This window comes from Pseudomonas sp. NPDC088885 (genome assembly GCF_044750025.1).
GTDB lineage: Bacteria > Pseudomonadota > Gammaproteobacteria > Pseudomonadales > Pseudomonadaceae > Aquipseudomonas > Aquipseudomonas rustica.
This window is the reverse complement of the sequence record NZ_JBIVJB010000002.1, coordinates 217,219-240,531: the sequence shown is the minus strand read 5'-3', so window position 1 is coordinate 240,531 and position 23,313 is coordinate 217,219. Positions and strand designations below refer to the sequence as shown.

General features: G+C 58.2%; 15 protein-coding genes and 1 pseudogene. 3 read left to right on the top strand and 13 right to left on the bottom strand.

The genetic code is table 11. The annotated features are described in order from the left end of the window. Positions 1 to 249 precede the first annotated feature (249 nt). Positions 250 to 1,341 carry a DUF1615 domain-containing protein gene (locus ACIP1X_RS03440; RefSeq protein ID WP_400749382.1) on the bottom strand — a complete coding sequence of 364 codons (1,092 nt, stop codon included), beginning with the start codon at positions 1,339 to 1,341 and terminating at the stop codon, positions 250 to 252. A 271-nt stretch (positions 1,342 to 1,612) separates the two neighbouring features. On the opposite strand from ACIP1X_RS03440, the gene ACIP1X_RS03435 reads away from it, so the two are divergent. Both ACIP1X_RS03435 and ACIP1X_RS03430 read left to right on the top strand, forming a co-directional pair. Then, positions 1,613 to 3,817: a TonB-dependent receptor gene (locus tag ACIP1X_RS03435; RefSeq protein WP_400749379.1), complete on the top strand. Its 2,205-nt coding sequence runs from the start codon at positions 1,613 to 1,615 to the stop codon at positions 3,815 to 3,817. 211 nt (positions 3,818 to 4,028) lie between these two features. Further along, a complete protein-coding gene (locus ACIP1X_RS03430; protein WP_400749377.1) occupies positions 4,029 to 5,564 on the top strand; it encodes an FAD-dependent monooxygenase in 1,536 nt (511 codons plus the stop codon). Between the two features lie 125 nt (positions 5,565 to 5,689). Here ACIP1X_RS03430 and hemB read toward each other — a convergent pair whose 3' ends face one another. Then, complete coding sequence (gene hemB / locus ACIP1X_RS03425) at positions 5,690 to 6,664, bottom strand: porphobilinogen synthase (RefSeq protein WP_053121880.1); 975 nt, start codon at positions 6,662 to 6,664, stop codon at positions 5,690 to 5,692. Between the two features lie 244 nt (positions 6,665 to 6,908). Continuing rightward, a complete protein-coding gene (locus ACIP1X_RS03420; RefSeq protein WP_212545685.1) occupies positions 6,909 to 7,607 on the bottom strand; it encodes a glutathione binding-like protein in 699 nt (232 codons plus the stop codon). 342 nt (positions 7,608 to 7,949) lie between these two features. Here ACIP1X_RS03420 and ACIP1X_RS03415 point away from each other — a divergent pair, with 342 nt between their 5' ends. Next, positions 7,950 to 8,624, top strand: a complete 675-nt coding sequence (locus ACIP1X_RS03415) for a hypothetical protein (protein WP_053121884.1) — start codon at positions 7,950 to 7,952, stop codon at positions 8,622 to 8,624. A gap of 110 nt (positions 8,625 to 8,734) precedes the next feature. On the opposite strand, the gene mnmH is transcribed toward ACIP1X_RS03415, so the two are convergent. The 10 genes and pseudogenes from mnmH to ACIP1X_RS03365 form a co-directional block, all read right to left on the bottom strand. Further along, positions 8,735 to 9,838 carry a tRNA 2-selenouridine(34) synthase MnmH gene (mnmH, locus tag ACIP1X_RS03410; RefSeq protein ID WP_400749374.1) on the bottom strand — a complete coding sequence of 368 codons (1,104 nt, stop codon included), beginning with the start codon at positions 9,836 to 9,838 and terminating at the stop codon, positions 8,735 to 8,737. Then, complete coding sequence (gene selD, locus ACIP1X_RS03405; protein ID WP_400749371.1) at positions 9,838 to 10,872, bottom strand: selenide, water dikinase SelD; 1,035 nt, start codon at positions 10,870 to 10,872, stop codon at positions 9,838 to 9,840. Before selD ends, mnmH begins: the two co-directional genes overlap by 1 nt. 287 nt (positions 10,873 to 11,159) lie before the next feature. After that, positions 11,160 to 11,342 (bottom strand): annotated as a pseudogene (locus ACIP1X_RS03400) (hypothetical protein); the annotation flags it as partial. Positions 11,343 to 11,350: 8 nt separating this feature from the next. Beyond that, positions 11,351 to 12,472: a hypothetical protein gene (locus ACIP1X_RS03395; RefSeq protein WP_400749368.1), complete on the bottom strand. Its 1,122-nt coding sequence runs from the start codon at positions 12,470 to 12,472 to the stop codon at positions 11,351 to 11,353. After that, positions 12,469 to 13,533: a hypothetical protein gene (locus tag ACIP1X_RS03390; RefSeq protein ID WP_400749365.1), complete on the bottom strand. Its 1,065-nt coding sequence runs from the start codon at positions 13,531 to 13,533 to the stop codon at positions 12,469 to 12,471. The genes ACIP1X_RS03395 and ACIP1X_RS03390 overlap by 4 nt, the downstream gene beginning before the upstream one ends. 46 nt (positions 13,534 to 13,579) lie before the next feature. After that, positions 13,580 to 15,745, bottom strand: coding sequence for a hypothetical protein (locus tag ACIP1X_RS03385; protein ID WP_400749362.1), 2,166 nt, complete (start codon positions 15,743 to 15,745; stop codon positions 13,580 to 13,582). Beyond that, on the bottom strand, positions 15,742 to 16,872 hold the full coding sequence (locus ACIP1X_RS03380) for a hypothetical protein (RefSeq protein ID WP_400749360.1): 1,131 nt from the start codon (positions 16,870 to 16,872) through the stop codon (positions 15,742 to 15,744). Before ACIP1X_RS03380 ends, ACIP1X_RS03385 begins: the two co-directional genes overlap by 4 nt. Beyond that, complete coding sequence (locus ACIP1X_RS03375; protein ID WP_400749357.1) at positions 16,862 to 20,416, bottom strand: toxin VasX; 3,555 nt, start codon at positions 20,414 to 20,416, stop codon at positions 16,862 to 16,864. The genes ACIP1X_RS03380 and ACIP1X_RS03375 overlap by 11 nt, the downstream gene beginning before the upstream one ends. Further along, entirely contained in the window at positions 20,413 to 21,279 is an 867-nt protein-coding gene (locus ACIP1X_RS03370) for a DUF4123 domain-containing protein (RefSeq protein WP_400749355.1), read from the bottom strand. Before ACIP1X_RS03370 ends, ACIP1X_RS03375 begins: the two co-directional genes overlap by 4 nt. Further along, the gene (locus tag ACIP1X_RS03365) at positions 21,276 to 23,279 is read right to left on the bottom strand and encodes a type VI secretion system tip protein VgrG (RefSeq protein WP_400749352.1); all 2,004 of its coding nucleotides are present in this window, start codon (positions 23,277 to 23,279) and stop codon (positions 21,276 to 21,278) included. The genes ACIP1X_RS03370 and ACIP1X_RS03365 overlap by 4 nt, the downstream gene beginning before the upstream one ends. Positions 23,280 to 23,313: the final 34 nt, after the last annotated feature.

Genomic DNA, 23,313 nt, shown 5'->3' with positions numbered 1-23,313 from the left:
TGCAAGGCAACACCGTCGCCGCTGATGGTTCCGATCGTCTGCAAGGCAACACCGTCGCCGCTGATGGTTCCGATCGTCTGCAAGGCAACACCGTCGCCGCTGATGGTTCCGATCGTCTGCAAGGCAACACCGTCGCTGAAGGTGGCTCTGATCGTCTGCTTGAACGCCGCGCTGTCTGAATGACTCGCGTCATCGCAACAACCCAGAGAAACCCGGCTCCCGCAGCCGGGTTTTTTATGTCCGCTTGATTTAGTTGGCCTTGGCCATGCAGCGCTTGTAACGCTCGTCCACGCGTTTGGCGAACCATGCGGTGGTGAGTTTGCGGGTGATTTTCGGGCTCTGCAGGACGATCCCCGGCAACACCGCACGCGGCAGGGTTTTGCCTTCGGCTTTTTCCGCCAGTTCAAATACCCGTTGATAGAGTTTGGTCTCTTCGAACTCCAGTGTTTTGCCCTTCTCCAGTTGATCGCGAATGGTTGGGTTGCGCATGCCCAATGATTTGCCGAGGGTGCGCACCGCCAGTTCGGTGCTGCCGGGCATGATCGAGTCGTAACGAATCAAATCACCATCCAGCGCCAGCGGAATGCCCGAAGCGCGGCTCACCGCATTTTGAAACGCGGCATTGCGACTCGCGTACCAACCGGCATTGAAATCGGCGAAGCGATACAGCGGCTCGCGGTAACTCACCGGGTAACCGAGCAAATGCGCGATGCCGAAATACATGCCGCCGCGACGGCTGAACACCTCGCGGCGAATCGTGCCGTCTACCGGGTACGGATAATCCTTGGCGTGTTGCTCGGCAAATTCGATGCTGACCTGCATCGGCCCGCCGGTGTGCACCGGGTTAAAGCCGCCAAACAACGTGCGGCCCATGGGCACCCTGCCGATGAAGTCGTCGAAGATTGCGCTCAACTCCTTCTCGCTGCGCGCGGCGTTGAGGCGTTCGCTGTAGGTCTTGCCATTGGTTGAGCTGACTTGCAACGCGCCGCTGACCAACAGGCTGGGGATGTGCACTTTGCCGGCGCGACGATCGATTTCGTCGCGGGCGATTTTGCCCAGACCGGGTACGGTGGGGTCAGCCTGAAAAGTGGATTCCTGCTCGGCCACGGCCAGCACAGAGCAGATATTTTGTGTGGTCGGGCTGATGTTTTGCGCGGCGAAAGCGGCATAGATATCGGTGGCCCAGCCTTGGCGATCGGCGATTTTAGCGGGCATCAGCCGAACGATTTCGGCCTTCACTTCATTCGGCGCACGCGGTGCAGGTTCGTCGCTGCGCTGACTGGCGCAACCGGCCAGCACGAGCATGGCGGCGAGGGTGATCAGTAATCGAGGGGTGTGCATGGCGCTCCTTCCAGTCCGTTGAGCCGCGATCACCATACACAATCCGTGTAGGAGCTGCCGCAGGCTGCGATCTTTTGACTTTGATTTTAAAAAACCAGATCAAAAGATCGCAGCCTTCGGCAGCTCCTACGGGTGTTATGGGGAGTACTGACAAACTGATTGCAAAACGTGACTGAGAAAACCTATCATTTGCGCCTGGAGTCGCATTTGCGCAAGGAGTTCCCGCGCCGCCCTAACTTTTCTCACCGGCCGTGCGCCTCCAGGTACAACAATGCCCGCTCCAGCCCGACTCGCCGTCCCGTTCCGCCCGACGTTGCTCGCCCTGCTGTGTTCCCTGACCGTTACCGCTCACGCCGCCGAAGCTGACAATAAAGAGCTGGTGCTCGACAACGTCAACATCAATGCCCAAGCCCCAACGCCAAACGCCCTGCCCCCGGTTTACAGCGGTGGTCAGGTCGCGCGTGGCGGTCAGCTCGGTGTGTTGGGCAATCAGGACATGATGGACGTGCCGTTCAGCGCTGCGTCCTACACCGAACAACTGATTCAGGATCAGCAAGCCGAAGACGTCGCCGACGTGCTGCTCAACGATTCGTCGGTACGTCAGGCGTCGGGTTTTTCCAACCAGTCGCAGGTGTTCATGATTCGTGGCCTGCCGCTCAATGGCGACGACATTTCCTATAACGGCCTCTACGGCGTGCTGCCACGGCAGATCATTTCCACCGACGCCCTGGAACGTGTGGAAGTGTTCAAAGGCCCGAACGCCTTTATCAACGGCGTGACCCCGACCGGTTCGGGCATCGGCGGCGGCGTTAATCTGCAACCAAAACGCGCCGGCGACGAGCCGCTGCGCCGCTTCACCACCGACATCAACAGCGAAGGTCGCGTCGGTCAGCACTTTGACATCGGCCAGCGTTTCGGTGAAGACAACCGCTTCGGCGCGCGGATCAACTTGTCGCAGCGCGAAGGCGACACCGGCATTGATCACGAAAACCAGCGCTCGAAACTGTTCGCCATCGGCCTCGATTATCGCGGCGATGCCCTGCGCCTGTCCGGCGACTTCGCCTATCAGAAAGAACGCGTCAACGGTGGCCGCAACTCGGTCAACCTCGGCACAGCCACACACATTCCGGATGCGCCATCGGCCGACACCAACTACGCGCCGAAGTGGGGCTACACCGACATCGAAGACACCTTCGGCATGCTCCGCGCCGAATACGATCTGAACGATAACTGGACTGCCTACGCTGCCGGCGGCGCCAAGCACACCCGCGAAGTCGGGCGCTACAACTCGACCACGCTGGTCGGCAACAACGGTGCTTCGTTCACCACCGGTTCGTTCATCCCCCACGACGAAGACAACACCAGCGTCATGGCCGGCCTCAACGGCAAATTCGACACTGGCGCGGTCAGCCACAAGCTCAACTTCGGCCTGACCGGCATTTGGGCAGAACAGCGCAGCGCTTATGACTTCGACCTGACCAAATACGCCAACAACATCTATCACCCGGTGCAAACGCCATCGCCGGTCGGTAACTTCTCCGGTGGCGACAACAGCGATCCGGGCATCACCGGCAAGACCTTCAACCGCAGTATCGCGCTGTCCGACACCCTCGGTTTCTTCGATGATCGTCTGCTGGTTACCGCCGGCTTACGTCGTCAGCAACTGGTGGTGCAAGGCTACAACTACGCCAGTTACGGCAGCGGCAGCCGCAAATCGAGCTACGACGAATCGATCACCACGCCGGTCTATGGCATCGTGTTCAAACCGTGGGATCACGTGTCGTTCTACGCTAACCACATCGAAGGTCTGGCGCAGGGCCCGACGTCGCCAACCAGCAGCGGCGGCTTCCGCGTAACCAACGGCAACGAGGTTTACGCACCGGCTCGCTCCAAGCAGACCGAGGCTGGGGTGAAAGTCGACATGGGCACCTACGGCGCGAGCCTGGGTGTTTATCGTATCGAGCAACCGAGCGACGGTTACTGCGAGATCGACAGTGCGACCACTTGCACCTACGTGCGTGAGGGTGAGCAGGTGAACAAAGGCGTGGAAATGAACGTCTTCGGCGAGCCGATCAGCGGTCTGCGTTTGATCAGCGGCCTGACCTTGATGGACACCGAACTGAAAAACACCCAGAACGGCGCCAACGACGGCAACCGGGCGATTGGCGTGCCGACGTTCCAGTTCAACGCGGGTGCAGATTGGGATGTGCCGGGTCTGCAAGGTGTTGCGCTGAATGCGCGGATGCTGCGTACCGGTGGGCAGTATGCGGATGCGGCGAACAACCTGAGCCTGCCGACGTGGAACCGTTTCGATGCGGGCGCGCGGTATGCGTTCAAGGTGTCGGAGAAGGACGTGACGTTGCGTCTGGGCGTGGAGAACCTGGCGAACAAGAAGTACTGGGAATCGGCTCAGGGCGGTTACCTGACGCAGGGTGAACCGCGGGTGGCGAAGTTGTCGGGGACGATTGATTTCTAAGCGTCAGCCCCTCGTAAAAAGGCCCTGCAGCTTCATGGTTGCGGGGCTTTTTTTGTTTCTATGGTGATTGATTTGGCCTCTTCGCGAGCAGGCTCGCTCCCACATTGGAATGCGTTCCCCTGTGGGAGCGAGCCTGCTCGCGAAGGGGCCGGAACTGGCTACCCTCTATAGCTGATCCATACTTGTTCCACAGCAAATGGAGGACAGGCCCATGCACCGCAGCGACGTATTGATCACCGGCGCCGGCCCCACCGGTCTGGTGCTGGCCCTGTGGCTGAGCAAACTCGGCGTACGCGTGCGCATCATCGACAAAACCTCGGCCCCCGGCACCACATCGCGGGCGCTGGCAGTGCAGGCGCGAACACTTGAGTTGTACCGGCAACTGGATCTCTCCGACACCATCGTGCGCAACGGCCATCGAGTCGCGGCGGCGAATTTCTGGGTCAGTGGCAAACCCGTCGCCAAGCTGCCGCTGAACCGTATCGGCGAGGGCCTGACGCCCTACGCATTTGTCGAAATCTTCCCGCAGGATCAACACGAAAAATTGCTGATCGAACGCCTCGAAGACTACGGCGTCACCGTCGAGCGCAACACCACGCTGGAGAGTTTCACTGAGAACGGCGATGGTCTCACTGCGCATTTACGCCTGCCCGATGGCGAGCAGGAGATCTGTCAGGCGTGTTATCTGGCCGGCTGCGATGGCGCCCGTTCGGTGGTGCGCAAAGCCCTCGACGCCGGTTTCCCCGGCGGCACCTATCAGCAGATTTTCTACGTCGCGGATGTCCAGGCCAGCGGCCCGGCGATGAATGGCGAGTTGCATATCGATCTCGACGAGGCAGATTTTCTCGCAGTATTCCCTCTGGCCGGCGAAGGCCGCGCGCGGTTGATCGGCACCGTACGTGATGAGCGGGCGCAGCGGGCGGAGACGCTGGAGTTTTCCGACGTCAGCAGCCGCGCCATCGAACACCTGAACGTCAATGTTGAAGATGTCCATTGGTTCTCCACGTATCGCGTGCATCACCGCGTCGCCGAGCACTTTCGTGGTGGTCGGGCGTTTCTGCTCGGCGATGCCGCGCACGTGCACAGCCCCGCTGGCGGGCAAGGCATGAACACCGGCATCGGCGATGCGATCAATCTGGCGTGGAAACTGGCGGCAGTGCTCAGCGGCGCGGCCACGCAGGAGTTGCTCGACACTTACGAAACCGAACGCATCGCCTTCGCCCGCAAACTGGTGTCGACGACCGATAAAGTTTTCAGCTTCGTCACCGCCGAAGGACGTCTCGCCGACCTGCTGCGCACGCGGCTGGCACCGTTTGTAATTCCGAAAATGGCCTCATTCGAGGCCAGTCGCGAATTCCTCTTTCGCACGGTTTCACAAGTCACTCTCAACTATCGCGGCATGCCGCTGAGCCAGGGCGTGGCCGGCCACGTGCACGGCGGCGATCGCTTGCCGTGGGCGCATGATGGTGAGGGGGATAATTACGAACCGTTGCGCCAGCCGTGCTGGCAGGTGCACGTGTACGGCGACACCAGCGACGAGATGATCGCCTGGTGCAATGAACATCATCTGCCGCTGCATGTGTTCGACTGGCGCCCGGCGTTTGAAACGGCGGGATTGGGGCGCAACGGCTTTTACCTGCTGCGCCCGGATACCTATGTGGCGATTGCCGATAACAGCGCGGATCCGAAAGTGATTGAACGTTACTTCCGCGATCACGACATCCGGCCCTACTTCAACTGCCCCTGACACAGCACAAATCAAATGTGGGAGCGGGCTTGCTCGCGAAAGCGCTGTATCAGCACTCGATGTGCTGACTGACACGACGCCTTCGCGAGCAAGCCCGCTCCCACAGTTTTGATTTGCGCTGTTGCTTAGATCCCGGCCAGGGCCAGATCCATCGCGAAGTAGGTGAAGATCAGATCCGCACCGGCACGCTTGATCGCGCCCAGGCTTTCGCGCACCACACGATCCTCATCAATCGCACCCGCCTGCGCGCCGAACTTGATCATCGCGTACTCGCCGCTCACCTGATACGCCGACAACGGCAAGTTCGAGGCTTCGCGGATGTCGCGGATGATGTCCAGGTACGCACCGGCCGGTTTGACCATCAGTGCGTCGGCACCTTCTTGCTCATCGAGCAGCGATTCACGCAGTGCTTCGCGGCGGTTCATCGGGTTCATCTGATAGCTTTTGCGATCGCCCTTCAGCGCGCTGCCACCGGCCTCGCGGAACGGGCCGTACAGCGCCGAAGCAAACTTGGTCGAATAGGCCATGATCGGAATCTGGGTGAAACCGGCCGCGTCCAGCGCTTGACGAATCGCCCGCACCTGACCGTCCATCGCCGCCGATGGCGCGATCACATCAGCGCCAGCGCTGGCCGCGGCCACGGCTTGCTTGCCGAGGTTGATCAGGGTCTGGTCGTTGTCGACTTCATGGTTGTGCATCACGCCGCAGTGGCCGTGATCGGTGTATTCGCAGAAGCAAGTGTCGGACATCACGATCATGTCCGGCACAGCGTCTTTGGCGATGCGCGACATGCGCGAAACCAGACCGTCTTCACGCCAGGTGTCGCTGCCGTTGCCGTCCAGATGATGCGACACACCAAAGGTCATCACCGATTTGATGCCCGCGCGCGCATAGCGCTCGATCTCGCTGGCCAGTTTGCGCTCGGGAATGCGCATCACGCCGGGCATGCTTTTGATCGGCACGAAGTCGTCGATTTCTTCCTCGACGAAGATCGGCAACACCAGGTCGTTCAGGCTGAATTCGGTTTCCTGGAACAGACTGCGCAGGCTCGCATTGCGGCGCAGACGGCGGGGACGTGCTTCGGGGAACTGACTGGACATGGGGCCTTTCCTGAAAAAACGGCAGATGAGACGAAAGTCGTAGGGGGCGAAGCTTATGCCTTGCGGGGGGTGAGGTACAAACCTGGATCAATCAAGAGAGCGTTACCGGGTACGCAATAATCCCGGATCCCCTGTAGGAGCTGCCGAAGGCTCGGGCCGCGATCGGACGATCTTTTGATCTTGCATTTAACAATCAACATCAAAAGATCGCAGCCTTCGGCAGCTCCTACAGGGGATAGGGGTGTCAGGAAGGGATGGTCAGGCCGCGGACGACGGCTGGGCGGGCGAGGAATTTTTCCAGCACGCGCGTGACGTTCGGGAAGTTCTGAATGCCCACCAAATCTCCGGCTTCATAAAACCCGATCAAGTTACGCACCCACGGGAACGTGGCGATGTCGGCGATGGTGTAGCGCTCGCCCATGATCCAGTCGCGGCCTTCGAGCCGGCCGTTGAGCACGTTGAGCAAACGCTTGCTTTCCTCGACATAACGATCGCGCGGTCGCTTGTCTTCGTAATCCTTGCCGGCGAATTTGTTGAAGAAACCAAGCTGACCGAACATCGGCCCGATACCGCCCATCTGGAACATCAGCCACTGAATGGTCTCGTAGCGCAACGCGCCTTCCTGAGCCAACAACTGGCCACTTTTGTCGGCGAGGTAGATCAGGATCGCGCCGGATTCGAACAATGGCAGTGGCTCGCCTTGCGGGCCGTGAGGGTCGAGGATCGCCGGGATCTTGTTGTTCGGGCTCAGCGACAGGAACTCGGGGGACATTTGATCCTGCGTGTCGAAACCCACGCGGTGCGGCTCGTAAGGCAGGCCGATCTCTTCGAGCATGATCGAGACCTTGACGCCGTTGGGGGTCGGCAGGGAATAGAGCTGAATCCAGTCAGGGTACTGCGCCGGCCATTTCTGGGTGATCGGGAACGCGGACAGATCGGTCATGGGAAGCATCCAGTCACAAATGAAAGCCTGATCATAATGTAGGAGCTGCCGCAGGCTGCGATCTTTTGATCTTGAGCCTTTAAACAGGATCAAAAGATCGCAGCCTGCGGCAGCTCCTGCATCAACCGTAACATTCTGTCGTTAACCTTCCACCTAGCCATTCGTGGTTGCCGTTAGAGTGCTGCGCACTCGAGAAAATCGAACCAAATCGGGTTCAGAGGACTCTGAGCTAAGCCTTTCGCAATGGAAGCGCACTACGACAGGGAACACACCCGGCGCTGGAAGCCCGCGGTGTAAGGGTTTGTCAGCCTTAACCGGACATGCTGAAGAACCTTTTATTTGATGACGAACCTTATGCGTTTCGCCAAACATTTCAAACATCGCGCGTACATGATCCTGCCGTCGTTGATGGCGGTCAGTGCGCTGTTCCTGTCGCTTGAATCCAGTGAAAGTCGCGCGCAACCGGCGGACGGTACGCAGACCCTGGTGTTCCTGCGCCACGCGGAAAAACCCGAGGGTGGTCTCGGCCAGCTCAATTGTCAGGGCCTGAACCGCGCCATCGATCTGTCGACCCTGCTCCCGGAAAAATTCGGCAAGGCCGATTACGTATTCGCCGCCAATCCGACGCGCAATGTCGAAGAAGGCGAGCTGGACAACTCTTACAGCTACATTCGCCCGCTGATGACCATCAGCCCGGCGGCGATCAAGCTCGGTCTGCCGGTGAACATCGAGTTTTCCGCCAATGACACCAGCGATCTGGCCCGCGAACTGACGGCCGACAAGTATCACAACTCGACCATCTACACGGCTTGGTCACACGGTTATTTGCCGGAACTGATCAATAAAGTCGCGGGCAACGCGGTGGGCGGTAAGCAAAGCATTACCGATGACTGGTCGGGCGATGATTTCGATTCGTTGTATGTGCTGACGTTGACCTGGCACAACGGCAAGGCCAGTTTGCAGAGCCACAGCTACAAGCAGGGGCTGGATCATGGCAAGGAAACTTGTCCGACCTGAGTTTTGTGGTGCCTGATCTGGCCCTTTCGCGAGCAAGCTTTGCTCCTACAGGATTTGCGTAAACCTTGTAGGAGCAGAGCTTGCTCGCGAAGGGGCCAGCTGCTACAACCTCATCCTTTCTGACTCACCCGCCCCCGCAAATACTCAATCACCGCCCCACTCTCACCGGCAAACTCGATCCGCCCGCCCTTCTTCTCGCGCTGAAACACATACATCGGGTCGTAATACTCGCGCAGCATCCCCTCGATCCAGGCGCGATGCAGATCCACCGACCCGCTCCGCCCCTGCTCGATCAGCGCCTCCTCCATCAACACCAGCAAGCGTCGATGCCGCTCGCCACCGAGACGCTTCTGCACATTGTTCAGGCTTTCCAGCAGCCGCTCCGAGAACAAGGTAAACCCCTCCTCCCCGTGCACCGCCACAAATTCCGCCGACAGATCCACCACGTAATCGCGCAGGATCCGTTCGACACGATCTTCAAAACTGTCTTCCAGCCAGACCATCGGGTACTGCTGCATGCCCTGATACAGCGGCAGCGGCAAAGCACAACTGCCGACCACCCGGCTCTCATCCTCGAGCACGAACTGCTCGATCCCGGCAGCACGCTTCTTGAGGATGTCGATGGCCAGACGGTTTTCAAAATCGATGTTCGATGGCTGCCCGGTGGCGCGTTTGCCGAAACTCGAACCGCGATGATTGGCGTGGCCCTCCAGATCGAGACCATTGCGCAACTGCAGCAACACTTCGGTTTTGCCGGTGCCGGTCATGCCGCCGAGCAGGACGAAATCACATTGCTCGATAGCTTGCTCAGTGGTGTCGATGAGGAAGTTGCGCATCGCCTTGTAACCACCGCCGACGCGCGGATAGTCGATACCCGCCTCATCATGCAGCCACTGCTGAGTGATCTGCGAACGCAGGCCACCGCGAAAACAATAGATATACCCTTCAGGATGGGCCCGGGCGAAATCGGCCCAGGCCTGAATGCGCTCGGCCTTCACCGCACCGGACACCAATTGATGGCCCAACTCGATGGCCGCCTGCTGGCCGTGTTGCTTGTAGCAGGTGCCGATCTTCTGCCGTTCGAGGTCGTTCATCAGCGGCAAGTTGATTACGCCGGGAAACGCGCCTTTGTGAAACTCGACCGGCGCGCGGGCATCCATCAGCGGCCGGTCGTTGAGGAAAATATCGTGATAGTCGGTGCAGTCGCGGAGCATCAAATCACCTCGACTGCGTTCGTCTGTCGCCCAACCAGTTCGCCGATCGGCGCCAGGTTCAGACCCAGTTCGGCGGCGACGGCGAGGAACTCGTCATTGCCTTCAGGCGTCACGGCAATCAGCAGACCGCCGCTGGTTTGCGGATCGCACAGTACGCGTTTGTGCAGCTCCTGCACGCGGCCAACCTTGCTCGAATAGCTGTCGAAATTGCGCAACGTGCCACCGGGTACGCAGCCCTGATCGAGGTAGTACTCGACGCTGTCCAGACGCGGCACCTTGTCGTAGGCGATGCGCGCCGTGAGCTGGCTGCCGTCAGCCATTTCCACCAGATGGCCGAGCAGGCCGAAACCGGTGACGTCGGTCATTGCAGTGACGCCGGCGAGTTTGCCGAAGCGGCTGCCGGGTTTGTTCAATGTGCACATCCAGTCGCGAGCCACGCCGACGTCAGCGGCGCGCAATTTGCCCTTCTTCTCGGCGGTGGTGAGGATGCCGATGCCCAGCGGTTTGGTCAGGTACAACAGGCAACCGGCGGTGGCAGTGTCGTTGCGCTTCATGTGGCGTTTCTCCACCAGACCGGTGACGGCGAGGCCGAAGATCGGCTCCGGCGCATCAATCGAATGCCCGCCCGCCAACGGAATCCCCGCCGCGTCGCACACCGCGCGGCCGCCACGAATCACTTCGCGCGCCACTTCCGGCGCCAGCACATTGACCGGCCAGCCGAGGATCGCAATCGCCATCAACGGATCGCCGCCCATCGCGTAGATGTCGCTGATGGCGTTGGTCGCGGCAATGCGGCCGAAATCGAACGGGTCGTCGACGATCGGCATGAAAAAGTCGGTGGTCGAGACCACACCGCGCTCGGCATCGATCTCGTACACCGCCGCGTCATCACGCGAGGCATTGCCGACCCACAGTTTCGGATCAAGGTTCTGCGCACCGCTGCCGGCGAGAATCACCTCCAGCACCTGCGGGGAAATCTTGCAGCCGCAACCGGCACCGTGGCTGTATTGGGTCAGACGAATCGGCTCGCTCATGTGGGAATCTCTGGCAGTGAATGGGGCGGATTCTAGCAGAGCGCGGGGCCGCAGATTTTGCGGTGTCTGTGAAGGCCCCTGTGGCGAGGGGATTTATCCCCGCTGGCCTGCGCTGCAGGCCCAAATCCAGACACCAAATTTTTCTGACACACCGAGGTGAATGGTTTTGGGGCTGCTTCGCAACCCAGCGGGGATAAATCCCCTCGCCACAGGGGTACGACCTGACCCTTGTAGCAGACCAATAAAAACCGCCCTTGCGGGCGGTTAAACAGGTGCTTCAACCCTGATCAGAAACCCAGACTGAAGCTCACCGTCATCGCATGATCATTGTTGTCATTCGACAGTTGCCCCGAATAACCAGTGCCCAGTTTGCCGGTCGGGCTGATCTGGAAGTCGACGCCATGGGTGCTGAACGAGGCGCTGCCATCGATGAAGGTCAGCTCGGCATCAGGCTTGATATCGCTCAAGGCCGGCGCGTTCATGCGCGACGCTTACCGGTTGGTGCCGTGCGCTGTACCTCAGCAAAAATCTCGGTAATCGGTCGATGCGGCTGGCGCTTTTGCATCTGGCGTACCAACTCACTCAAGTGCAACAACTCTGCACTCGGTTTGGCCCACTGCTCTTCTGGTATTGGCTCCGACCATTCGCGCATGACATCGGGCAGGGTTTGTTTGCCGATCCTTTCGAGGCGGCGCATTTCCCATTCGACGAGGTGGTTGGGAATCGTCCACAACGTCATGACGTGATACAGGTACCAGAAAAACCCTGACAGCCGCGTGCGAGAGCCGTCGCGGATCTGCTGGTGCATGCGGGCGCGGGCGTTGCGAAAAGTGTGCAGACCTTCGTGAGGCGGGTCGTCTGGGCCTTGCAGGTCTTGCAAGTCTTGAATCGATTCGAGGTCGTTAACCTCGTATTCCATGTAGCCGCGAATCGCTTCCCAGTGGCTGATGGCGAGGGGCAGGCCGGCGCATTGGAATTCGAGGCTGGTGAGGGTTTCACCGTGGTAGAAGCCGATGCCCATGCCGTATTGGCAGTGGATGCCGTATTGGGTTGCGCCTTGGGCTTCGATTATCCAGGCGGAAAGAGATTCCCATGGGACGAAGACAGGTTCGGTTTCGCCTGCGGGCATGAAGCAGACTTCTCGGCGTTGGCGGTTGAAGCGAGTTGGGATGATTGAGGCGCGTTTTTTGTGGTTGTGGTGCCAGACGGCTAGGCCTATGAGCAAGATTAAAGGGCCGGCAATTAACTCGTTTTCATAACCCACTTCAACCATACCAATTACTGACTCCCAGATTGCCTCTTGCCCGTAGCCAAAAATAATACCCAAAAACCCAGTAATTAAAGGGAATAAAACTATGACCATGAAAGTGCCAGTGAATGACCCGCCCAAAATTACCTGCCAAGAAAATACCTGCGGTGATCCGAGACCAAAGTCCATGTAACCATCATTCAGTTCGCATATATGTGGGCCGTATGGTGGCATCTGAGTTGGTAGGGGCAGCGGTGCGAGATGAGTGATTTTACCGCTCGGAAACGGCTCGATATCACCTGCTTTTCGAGACTGTTCAAGCGGCAGCGTGTCATTTGAAAGCCAGTTCATGCGCGACGCTTACCGGTTGGTGCCGTGCGCTGTACCTCAGCAAAAATCTCGGTATTCGGTCGATGCGGTTGGCGCTTTTGCATCTGGCGCACCAGTTCGCTCAAGCGCAACAATTCTGCACTCGGTTTGGCCCATTGCTCTTTCGGCAGCGGCTCCGACCATTCGCGCATGACATCGGGCAGCGTTTGCTTGCCGATCCTTTCGAGGCGGCGCACTTCCCATTCCACGAGGTGGTTGGGAATCGTCCACAACGTCATGACGTGATACAGGTACCAGAAAAACCCTGACAGCCACGTGCGTGAACCGTCGCGAATTTGCTGATGCATGCGCGCACGGGCATTGCGAAAAGTGTGCAGGCCTTCGTGGGGTGGGTCGTCGGGGCCTTGTAGGTCTTGCAAGTCTTGAATCGATTTGAGGTCGTTAACCTCGTATTCCATGTAGCCGCGAATCGCTTCCCAGTGGCTGATGGCGAGGGGCAGGCCGGCGCATTGGAATTCGAGGCTGGTGAGGGTTTCACCGTGGTAGAAGCCGATGCCCATGCCGTATTGGCGGTGAATGCCGTATTGGGTGGCGCCTTGGGCTTCGATGATCCAGGCGGAGAGAGATTCCCATGGGACGAAGACCGGTTCGGTTTCACCTTCGGGCATGAAGCAGACTTCGCGGCGTTGACGGTTGAAGCGGGTTGGGATGATTGAGGCACGTTTTTTGTGGTTGTGGTGCCAGACGGCGAGTCCTATGGATAGCATTGCAAATGCGGTCAACAATCCTAGTTTTGATGACGGAAAAAATAATTGCTCCGCAAACTCCCATGAATACAGCCAGTCGTACCCCAAAACGAGACCGAAACAAAAACTGAATATAGGTAGTAAGACAGACCACATGAAGGTCATGGTGAGTGCCCCCCCTAAAATCACCTGCCACGAAAATATTTGCGGCGATCCCAAACCGAAGTCCATGTATTCATCATTCAACTCCCCGATATGCGGGCCGTAGGGTGGCATCAGCGTGGGAAGAGGCAACGGTGCTAGATAGGTAATCTTTCCGCTTGGAAACGGCTCCATATCTCCTGCTTTTCGATGCCGATTAATCTGCGAAGTAACTATTGGTTTATTCCCCATGATCGGCTAACTCCAGGAACTGAGTTTCAACGAGCAAAACTGGTGGATTTTCTTTGCTCGACTGAGGAGTAACCACTGCAAAATGACCATCACCCCTCGGATCCAAATGGATCACGCGAGTTCGCGAAACCCACTCGCCTTTGTCGTTCAAGTGTTGAATGCAGACCGCCAGTTCCAACGTTTCTTTCGCAGGCGTGAATTCAGAGTTGGGATCGATCGGGTATTGAAGGCAGAGCACCAATTTTTCCGGGGTAGACTCGACAATACGGAGGCTTCTTAAGACCTCATCACTGATCACGTCTTTGCGTTCTCGTGGCGTTGCCTGAATGTGTAAGGGAATGGAAATACGGTGCGCGCCGATGCCCAGTCGATATTTCGATTTACCTCCGAAAGGAGGCAGTAGATCAATCAATGTCAGTCTTGGAAGCACCAGATGGATATCGCTGGGTTTGGCTTTAAACAACAGGTTTCTCAGCCAGGAATCGTACGGGTTAATCCCAAGTTGTGCGTAAGGAGCGTGGATCAGAAAGGCCAGATAGCTTTGATAGTCATACAGTGAATGATCGCCGCGCATCTTGTCATCTCTGCTCCAAGGAGTGATTTTCAGCCATTTATCGTGAGCGCTGAGGTTGTAGCGGTTGTAAAGCCAAGTACCACTAAGCTCCAAAATGGTGAACAGCGCACCCGCAAGATTGAAGCGAAAAAATACGGTTGAAAGGCGTGTACCGGCGGCGGCCCAAGCGGCAGTTCGTGCGGCCTTGTTCGGAGCTTTCAATACAGTAAAAGTGGCGTGAACGATATGACTCAGTCCGTAAGCGTTAACCGTTACCATGCCGCCAGCGCCTAATGCGGCAAGCGCGGCAAGCGCGGCGGCACCTTGAGCCGATTGCTTTCCACTGCGAACCGCCTCCTGCCAATTTTTGTACTGGTTGTTAAGGCTCATTGCTGATGACACCAATCCGAAACCATAGGTGAAAGCACCCAATCCAACATGCAACTTGCCCATCTGCACATATAAATGCTGCATGGCATGAGGTTGAAGCGCAGTAACAAGCGCAGCGCTTCGAGCTCTCAAAGCCATATCAGCGAGGCTTTGCGCCGCAGTGAATACAGCAGCTCCAGTCGTAGCTGCCGCAGACAAAATCGGCCCGATAGTTCGTTTGTTTTTTGACTGCCTAAACGTTTCCTTAAAGACGCCAACCAAATTCACCACCTGCACCAAAACCACCACCAACCCCATCCCCTCCGTCTTCACCAAACTCCCCGCCGACACCCCACTCACTCCCATCCGAATATTCCCCAACAAACTCCTCAACTCCCCCTGCTGCGCCGGCGGAAACAGCACCGTCACTCCCGCTCGCGCAGGCGTCGCGCCGTACAATCTGGCTGAGCTATCCGGCACTTCCGCAATCGGGCTCAATGCCGCCGCCAATCGTCCTTCGATCTGCGTCAATTGCGCCCGTACCCGCACGATCTCTTCCTGCAACTGCACCGCACTCGGCGTTTTATGGCCTTGGTGATTCTTGTTGTGGGTGATCTGGTTGCGTTCGCGGTTGAGGGTTGTCAGGTAGTCGCGCTCACGCAGCAATTCCTTGATCGCTGTTTGCAGCGCGGATTGTTCCGCGGGGCTGGCGACGGTGAAGGTCACGCCGCTGGTTTTTGCCGCGTCGAAGAGGCGCAGGCGCAGTGCTTTGGGCAGGCGCTGGAAGAGTTCATCGAGGTCGGGGATTTTCTCGCTCGACAGGTCGAAGCCTTCCAGCACACGGTTCAGGCCCAGGTTCAGTGCCGGGCTGTAAGTGTCCTGCACGGCAGCCGCGACGGTGCGGGTGTGCTCGGGCATGTCTTCGAGGGCCGGCAGTTGCGGTTGTTCGACTTTCTTCAGTATGGCCAGCCAGTCCGGCAGGTTGTTGAACGTGGCCATGAGCGCATTGAACAGCGTTGAGTACTGTCCGCTCTGCTCCGCTTGCAGGCGCAGCGGCAAGGTGTAGAAGACGGTTCGGGTCAGTTCCGGGTGTTCCTCCAGATAGCTGAGCATTTGTTCGCTTGCTTCGTCGCTGCGGCAGAGATCCTTGAGGCAGGCGTATTCGGTGCTCAGGGTTTGGCTGAGTTGCTCGCCTATGACGGCTTGGTGAGTGACATTTGAAAAGCAACTCATGCACGACACTTGCCGGTTGGACCAATGCGCTGTACCTCAGCAAAAATCTCGGTAATTGGCCAATGCGGTTGGCGCTTTTGCATCTGGCGCACCAGTTCGCTCAAGCGCAACAACTCTGCACTCGGTTTGGCCCACTGCTCTTTCGGCAGCGGCTCCGACCACTCGCGCATGACATCCGGCAGCGTTTGCTTGCCGATCCTTTCGAAGCGGCGCACTTCCCATTCGACGAGGTGGTTGGGAATCGTCCACAACGTCATGACGTGATACAGGTACCAGAAGAACCCGGACAGCCGCGTGCGAGAGCCGTCGCGAATCTGCTGATGCATGCGGGCGCGGGCGTTGCGAAAAGTGTGCAGACCTTCGTGAGGCGGGTCGTCGGGACCTTGCAGGTCTTGCAAGTCTTGAATCGATTTGAGGTCGTTGACTTCGTATTCCATGTAGCCGCGGATCGCTTCCCAGTGGCTGATGGCGAGAGGCAAACCGGCGCATTGGAATTCGAGGCTGGTGAGGGTTTCGCCTTGGTAGAAACCGATGCCCATGCCGTATTGGCGGTGGATGCCGTATTGGGTTGCACCTTGGGCTTCGATGATCCAGGCGCTGAGGGACTCCCATGGAACGAAGACAGGTTCGGTTTCGCCTGCGGGCATGAAGCAGACTTCTCGGCGTTGGCGGTTGAAGCGGGTTGGGATGATTGAGGCGCGTTTTTTGTGGACGTGGTGCCAGACACCAAGACTGATAAGGAGCATGAGTAAATAGGTTTTTAAGCCGAGCATTTTAGACTCTTCGAAAATCTCTTCTACGTAGACCCAACTGGTATACCAGCCATCCCCAAACACCACCCCAAGGATGCCTCCTAATAATGGAATGAGAAAAGCGATTGAGAACGCGACGCTGAATGGTCCACCCAATGTCATCTGCCATGAAAATATCTGCGGTGAACCTAAGCCAAAATCCATGTAGATGTCATTCAGTTCACCGATATGTGGCCCATAGGGTGGCGTTGGTGTTGGTAATGGCAGAGGCGCGAGATAAGTCATGTTTCCACTTGGAAACAGCTCGATATCTCCAGCTTTTTTGAGCAGCCCATATCTCGGCGCTCCTATCGGCTTATCGTGACTATTCAGCATGGTTAGCTCCCTCAAGAAACTGGCTTTCGACCAGCAGAATTGGAGGCTTCCCTTTAGCCAGTTGTGGATCAACTATCGAAAAATGCCCCTCTCCACGAGGATCTAGATGAATTACACGGGTTCGCGATGTCCACTCACCTTTTTCATTCAATGCCTGAATGCAAACAGCCAATTCCAGCGTTTCTTTCGCGGGAGTGAACTCAGAACTGGGGTTCACTGGATACTGAAGACAAAGCACAAGTCCCTCAGAACTGGATTTAACGATGCGCAGGCTGCTTAAAACTTCGTCGCTGATAACGTCCCGCTGCTCTTGCGGGGTTCCTCGACTGTGAAGGGGCATGGAAATACGGTGTGCGCCGATACCTAGACGATGAGTCGGTGTGCCACCCAAGGGAGGGAGAAGATCATTAAGCGTCAGTCTTGGCAGTACCAAATGAATATCGCTGGGTTTTGCCTTCAGCAGCAGATTTTTCAGCCAAGAATCGTATAGGTTCGAACCAAGCTGCGCATATGGCGCGTGTATCAGAAAGGCTAGATAACTTTGATAGTCATCCAGGGAGTGGTCACCACGCGTCTCGGTATCCCGACTCCAAGGTGTGAGTTTCAGCCACTTGTCATGAGCGCTGAGGTTGTAGCGGTTGAACAGCCAAGAGCCGCTTAATTCAAGTACGGTAAACAAAGCACCGGCCAGATTGAACCGGAAGAACACTGTAGAAAGACGCGTACCAGCGGCAGCCCAAGCGACTGTGCGTGCGGTACTGTTTGGTGCGGAAATTACCGTGTAACTGGCATATAAAGTCTGTCCCAGACCATATGCATTGACTGTCGTCATTCCTCCGGTCCCCAAAGCTGCCAAAGCTGCGGCACCTTGAGCCGATTGATTACCGCTCCGAATCGACTGCTGCCAATTCTCAATTTGCTTTTTAAGATTGATCGCAGATGACACTAGGCCAAGGCCATAGGTAAACATGCCTAATCCAGTATGCAATTTCCCCATCTGTACATGCACGTGCTGTAAGGCTTGAGGTTGAAGCGCAGTTATTAGCGCTGTACTACGAGCCTTCATCGCTGTATCCGCAAGGCTTTGAGCAGCACTAAACCCCGCTGCGCCCGTTGCAACGACCGCATTCATGAATGGCTTCCACGTCCTCTCGTTGCTGACCTGCCTGCGCACCTCACGGTACGCCCCCACCAAATTCACCACCTGCACCAAAACCACCACCAACCCCATCCCCTCCGTCTTCACCAAACTCCCAGCCGACACCCCACTCACTCCCATCCGAATATTCCCCAACAAACTCCTCAACTCCCCCTGCTGCGCCGGCGGAAACTGCACCGTCACTCCCGCTCGCGCAGGCGTCGCGCCGTACAATCTGGCTGAGCTATCCGGCACCTCCGCAATCGGGCTCAATGCCGCCGCCAATCGTCCTTCGATCTGCGTCAATTGCGCCCGTACCCGCACGATCTCTTCCTGCAACTGCACCGCCCTCGGCGTTTTATGACCTTGGTGATTCTTGTTGTGGGTGATCTGGTTGCGTTCGCGGTTGAGGGTTTTCAGGTAGTCGCGCTCACGCAGCAATTCCTTGATCGCTGTTTGCAGTGCGGATTGTTCCGCGGGGCTGGCGACGGTGAAGGTCACGCCGCTGGTTTTTGCCGCGTCGAAGAGGCGCAGGCGCAGCGCTTTGGGCAGGCGCTGGAAGAGTTCATCGAGGTCGGGGATTTTCTCGCCCGACAGGTCGAAGCCTTCGAGCACACGGTTCAGGCCCAGGTTCAGTGCCGGGCTGTAAGTGTCCTGCACGGCAGCCGCGACGGTGCGGGTGTGCTCGGGCATGTCCTCGGGGGCCGGCAGTTGCGGTTGTTCGATCTTTTTCAGTTTGGCCAGCCAGTCCGGCAAGTTGTTGAACGAGGCCATGAGCGCATTGAACAGCGTTGAGTATTGTCCGCTCTGCTCCGCTTGCAGGCGCAGCGGCAAGGTGTAGAAGACGGTTCGGGTCAGTTCCGGGTGTTCCTCCAGATAGCTGAGCATTTGTTCGCTTGCTTCGTCGCTGCGGCAGAGATCCTTGAGGCAGGCGTATTCGGCGCTCAGGGCTTGATGGAGTTGGGCCGCCACTTGCGCGTCGTAGTACCAGGCTGCGCGATGAAAGCGGCCGGCGACCAACAGTTGCGTGCGGTCGGCAGTGATACGCTCGAGCAAGCGGTTCCAGCGGCCGAGGTCGTCGCGCAGCAGGTTCAGTCTTTCGTCCATCGCCGGACGGTCGATCAGGTCGTTGACCCCGCGTTTGCCGCTGAGTATCGGGCCGTCGAGTACATCGCGCATGCGACGATCCTGATCCTTGCCGAGCCTGATCAGAGTCGCCAGATGCTGCTCAACAAAGTCCTCAGGAGCGACCATTTCAAAGTACTGGCGCGTGTAAAAACGCCGATCCACTTCGGCCGTGGGCGCAGAGCGGTTTGTCTGCATTTCGTCGTCAGGCCCCTTGGCACGCAGCTTTTGCAAGTCTGGTGGCGCCGGTGCATCGGGTTGGACATCCCCGCCCTTGTTCAAGTAATCGAGCAAGGCCTTGCGCGTGTTCTCCCGATCTGGTTCCGGCAACTGCTCAATATCGGCAAACAGGGCCTTGGCCTGCGGCTGCTCACTGGCCTTGGCCAGTGCGTCGAAATCGGCAGTGCTCAGTTGGCTCAGTGATTCGATATAACTGGCCAGCAGATAATCACGTTCGTTGTCGGGCGTGTTGCTCCACGCTTCGACCCAACCGACCACGGTGTCCTGATACTCGGCCAGATCGCGCATCACGCCCAGATCATCATTGACCAGCAGAAAAAGCGTGTCGTCCTGATAAGGTCCGCGCACTCGACCAAGAAATTCGCCGATATGCGCCTCGCGGAACCGCCGGGGCTGTTCCCAAAGATAAGGTTCACGTTCGTGCTCGGGGGCGTCGCTGACCTGCACGGCCGGTATCCGGGTTGCACCCTCTTCAGCAACAGGCTCAACACCGGTCACTACCTCTGCTAGCCACTGTTTGGCCTGAGCGACAGTCAGCAAATGTTCGCCACCGACCAGACAATTCACGGCGGCCAGATCGACCGCTTGCATGAAATGCTCACGGTCTTCGCGACTGTCGAGCACCTGAGCGCATTTGCCCGCCGTCCACTGCACCTCGGCGAAGGTCACGTGCAGCGTGCTGTTGCGGGAGAAGATCAGCGCCGGACGCTCTTCGATGGCCCCGCGCTGATCCTCGCTGACCGTTTTGCCCTGGTGTAACAATGCAGTGACGGTGCCGTCGAGCACCTGATACTCGTAAAGCTCGCCGCTGAGGCTGTCGATGATGTACAGCCAGCCATCGCGCAGCCGACGGATGCCCAGCGGGCGCGCGGTCAAGGTGTACGACAATTTCAATTCGCTGCTCGGATCGAACGCTTTTTCCACCAGGCCGTAGCTCAACGGCAGCAGTTGCACATGGGTTTGTTGCAGCGGGCAAGCCGCGGGCGCAACGATGGGAGCTTTCGAGGCGGCGGCAGCGTCGAGGATAGCGGGATGGGTCATGGTCGTTCCCTCTGACTGGCCCAACGCTGCGCCAGATCAACGGCCAGCGTGATGCGCTCGCCCGGTGATTGCAGAGAGGGCGTGTGGAGCAAGTGGTGAATTGGCGGGTGTTGGGCGATATCGCGACTGCCGAGCAACGCCAGCAGATTGGCGTAGTTGAACAACTCGGATCGGCTGCTCAGCCCAAGCGCGTTGGCTTGGTCTTCCATTTGCTGCAGCGTTGGCCAGCGCAGACTCAGGGTTGCCCCGACATGAAATCCGCAAAAGTGCTTGAGCAGGTGCGCATCCAGATCAATCAACGCCCGGCGCCGATCAACCTGATCCAACGCCGCGTTCTGTTCGGGGCTCAGGCAATAAGGGACAGGAAGCACCGGGCACTCAGCCTGTCGAGGCCGATGAATGTGCCAGACCTCGTTGACGCAGTCCGCCGTCAACATACAGGTCAAAGGCCCAAACAGGCGCTGATCGGCGTTGGCAAACAGCGCATGAACAACCGCGGCATCGGCCAACCGCATTAACGCTGATTGCCCGGCCGGCAATTCGACAGTCAGCAGTTTGCACAGGTGCTCGACAACTCTGTGCATCGGCGCGGCGCTGAACAGCAGCACGCCCCACTCCTGCTCCGCGTGTTGCAAGAAGAACCGTGCCAATGGCTCGTCCGCCCGCTGGATGGCCACGAGCAGAGGTGATACATCGCGCAGCGCCGCGAAAGGTGGCTGATCATAAAAAGCGAATGTGCTGACAACAGGGCTAATCTGCTTTAACCGCGTAGGCAGATCACTGATCGTCGCCCCGTCCAGCAGCAAAAAGGCCTGCTGTTCGGCCCATGGCAAATCGTCAGGCAAAGCAGTCAAACCACTCATGCGCGGGCCGCCTCGCAAATCAGGCAACGCGAGGCGCGCGTGGAAACCAAGGCATGTCGCTGCTGAACCGGATCAAACGCCACCTTCAACAATGACAACGCTCCAGGCACCAACGGTTCGGCCGCCATTCCCAAGGCAGGCGCGCCGCCCTGAACAATCGCCACGCTGCTGTAAATGCCTTCAGGACCCAGCGTCAACCATTGCCCGCCGGCCTTGATCGTCACATGGGTGCCGCCATCGATAACCACCTGCTGCCCGGCGCCAAGATGGATTTGCTGGCCGGCACTGAGCCGCTGACTGGCGACCCGAATATGTCGGTCGCCTTGCACCCACAGGTGATCGTCCTGTTTCAGTTCGGTCAGGCGATTGCCGTGGGTCAGATGGTGCTCATCGCTGTGCAGTTCATGACTGGCAATCCCGCCAACGACGACGGTGCGCTGATGGTCGACCTGGATCCGTTGGTCATTGAGCACAAGCTGAACAAAATCACGCTGCGCGCGGATGGCGATCTCTTCAGCGCCTTGTTTGTCCTCGATGCGTAACTCGTTGTAACCGCCACCACCGGGGGTGCTCTGGCTGCGCCAAATACTACGGGTCTGCTCTGCTGGCAGATCCAGCGGCACCGGCGTCACCGCGTTGGGCAAGCAACCCAGCACGAACGGCTTGTCGGGATCGCCCTCGGTGAACCCGACCAGCACTTCCATGCCAACGCGCGGAATCTGCACGCTGCCGTATTGGTCCTGAGCCCAGCCAGTGGCGACACGTAGCCAACAGCTGGATTGCTCATTGAGTTGGCCTTCGCGATCCCACAGCAACTGGACTTTCACTCGGCCGTAGGCATCGCAGTAAATTTCTTCGCCGGGCGGACCGGTTACTACCGCATGCTGGTTGCCGTTAATTCGCGGTTTTCGGTGTTCGAGCGCGGGACGAAAACTGACGCCCCAAGGCGTCGCGACGAAGTGGTTGCGATAGCCCTGAGTGAAGCCGTCGTCAGCGCCCGGGTCAGACGCCGACTCTTCCAGCACTTGCGGCTGTCGGCCGATGTGTTCGATACGCGTCAGCAGCCACAAGCCATTGCAGTCGGCGCGAGGGTGTTCGCTCATGTCGACGAAACTTCCACTGCGCATCAAGCTTTGATCGCTGCGCCCATGTCCCTGTCGATAATCGGCGCGATGCCGCTCAAGCGCGCGCTGACTTAGATGTTTACCCTGATCACGATGGGTGAATTGCCCAGGAAAGCTGTAATCCTCAAGCGCTGGAAGGCGCGTCTCCTTGGCTTCGGCTTCCAGTTGCACCGTGGGCTTCTGGAAGTGGTAATCACGGCGACTGACGTGCGTGGTGCGGGTTTCCAGTCGGACATTGAAGCGGTCTATGACTGCGGCCTCGGCAACCATGCCGCTGCCTTGTGTATAAGGCGTCGGTGCTGCCGGACAGGGGAAAGCGCTCTGATCGTCGCCGAACACCAGTAAATGCCCATCGCGACTGTGCTGAAAATGGAAGTGCAGTCCCTCCTCCTCACACAAGCGCTGGATGAAGAACAAGTCTGTCTCGTCGAATTGCACGCAATACAGGCGGGGCTGGTAATCGCCGCTGAGCCCAAAGCGCCAGGCATCCGGCTGCATGCCATGGTCACCCAACACCTGGGCGATGATTTGCGGCACGCTCTGGTGCTGAAAAATTCGTTGATTGTGACGATGAGCGAGATAAGCCAGATGTGGCACCAGAACGATCTGATAGCGGGTCAGGCGTGTGCCGGAGTCACCTTGGGCAACTCGATAAATCTGGCCGTGAATACCGGAGCCGTCCGGGCAGAAAGACAGAAATGCCGGACGATGCAGCAGGGATTCAAGATCGATATCGCGGCGTTCGCTGACCAGTTCGAGTGCAACCTCGAAGGTTTGATTGAGCGCCTCACTGGCTCGAAATTCGAATACCTGGAAGTCGTGCGCAAAACCTTCGATTTCGAGCCTGAAAACAATAGGTTTGCTGACGCCGGACATACACATTTCCCTGTGCCTTTTTTGGGCTCGGGAC

Coding starts and splice junctions, on each gene's coding strand:
- ACIP1X_RS03440 (WP_400749382.1), bottom strand. CDS start 1,341: ATGCACACCCCTCGATTACTGATCACCCTCGCCGCCATGCTCGTGCTG.
- ACIP1X_RS03435 (WP_400749379.1), top strand. CDS start 1,613: ATGCCCGCTCCAGCCCGACTCGCCGTCCCGTTCCGCCCGACGTTGCTC.
- ACIP1X_RS03430 (WP_400749377.1), top strand. CDS start 4,029: ATGCACCGCAGCGACGTATTGATCACCGGCGCCGGCCCCACCGGTCTG.
- hemB (WP_053121880.1), bottom strand. CDS start 6,664: ATGTCCAGTCAGTTCCCCGAAGCACGTCCCCGCCGTCTGCGCCGCAAT.
- ACIP1X_RS03420 (WP_212545685.1), bottom strand. CDS start 7,607: ATGACCGATCTGTCCGCGTTCCCGATCACCCAGAAATGGCCGGCGCAG.
- ACIP1X_RS03415 (WP_053121884.1), top strand. CDS start 7,950: ATGACGAACCTTATGCGTTTCGCCAAACATTTCAAACATCGCGCGTAC.
- mnmH (WP_400749374.1), bottom strand. CDS start 9,838: ATGCTCCGCGACTGCACCGACTATCACGATATTTTCCTCAACGACCGG.
- selD (WP_400749371.1), bottom strand. CDS start 10,872: ATGAGCGAGCCGATTCGTCTGACCCAATACAGCCACGGTGCCGGTTGC.
- ACIP1X_RS03395 (WP_400749368.1), bottom strand. CDS start 12,472: ATGAACTGGCTTTCAAATGACACGCTGCCGCTTGAACAGTCTCGAAAA.
- ACIP1X_RS03390 (WP_400749365.1), bottom strand. CDS start 13,533: ATGGAGCCGTTTCCAAGCGGAAAGATTACCTATCTAGCACCGTTGCCT.
- ACIP1X_RS03385 (WP_400749362.1), bottom strand. CDS start 15,745: ATGAGTTGCTTTTCAAATGTCACTCACCAAGCCGTCATAGGCGAGCAA.
- ACIP1X_RS03380 (WP_400749360.1), bottom strand. CDS start 16,872: ATGCTGAATAGTCACGATAAGCCGATAGGAGCGCCGAGATATGGGCTG.
- ACIP1X_RS03375 (WP_400749357.1), bottom strand. CDS start 20,416: ATGACCCATCCCGCTATCCTCGACGCTGCCGCCGCCTCGAAAGCTCCC.
- ACIP1X_RS03370 (WP_400749355.1), bottom strand. CDS start 21,279: ATGAGTGGTTTGACTGCTTTGCCTGACGATTTGCCATGGGCCGAACAG.
- ACIP1X_RS03365 (WP_400749352.1), bottom strand. CDS start 23,279: ATGTCCGGCGTCAGCAAACCTATTGTTTTCAGGCTCGAAATCGAAGGT.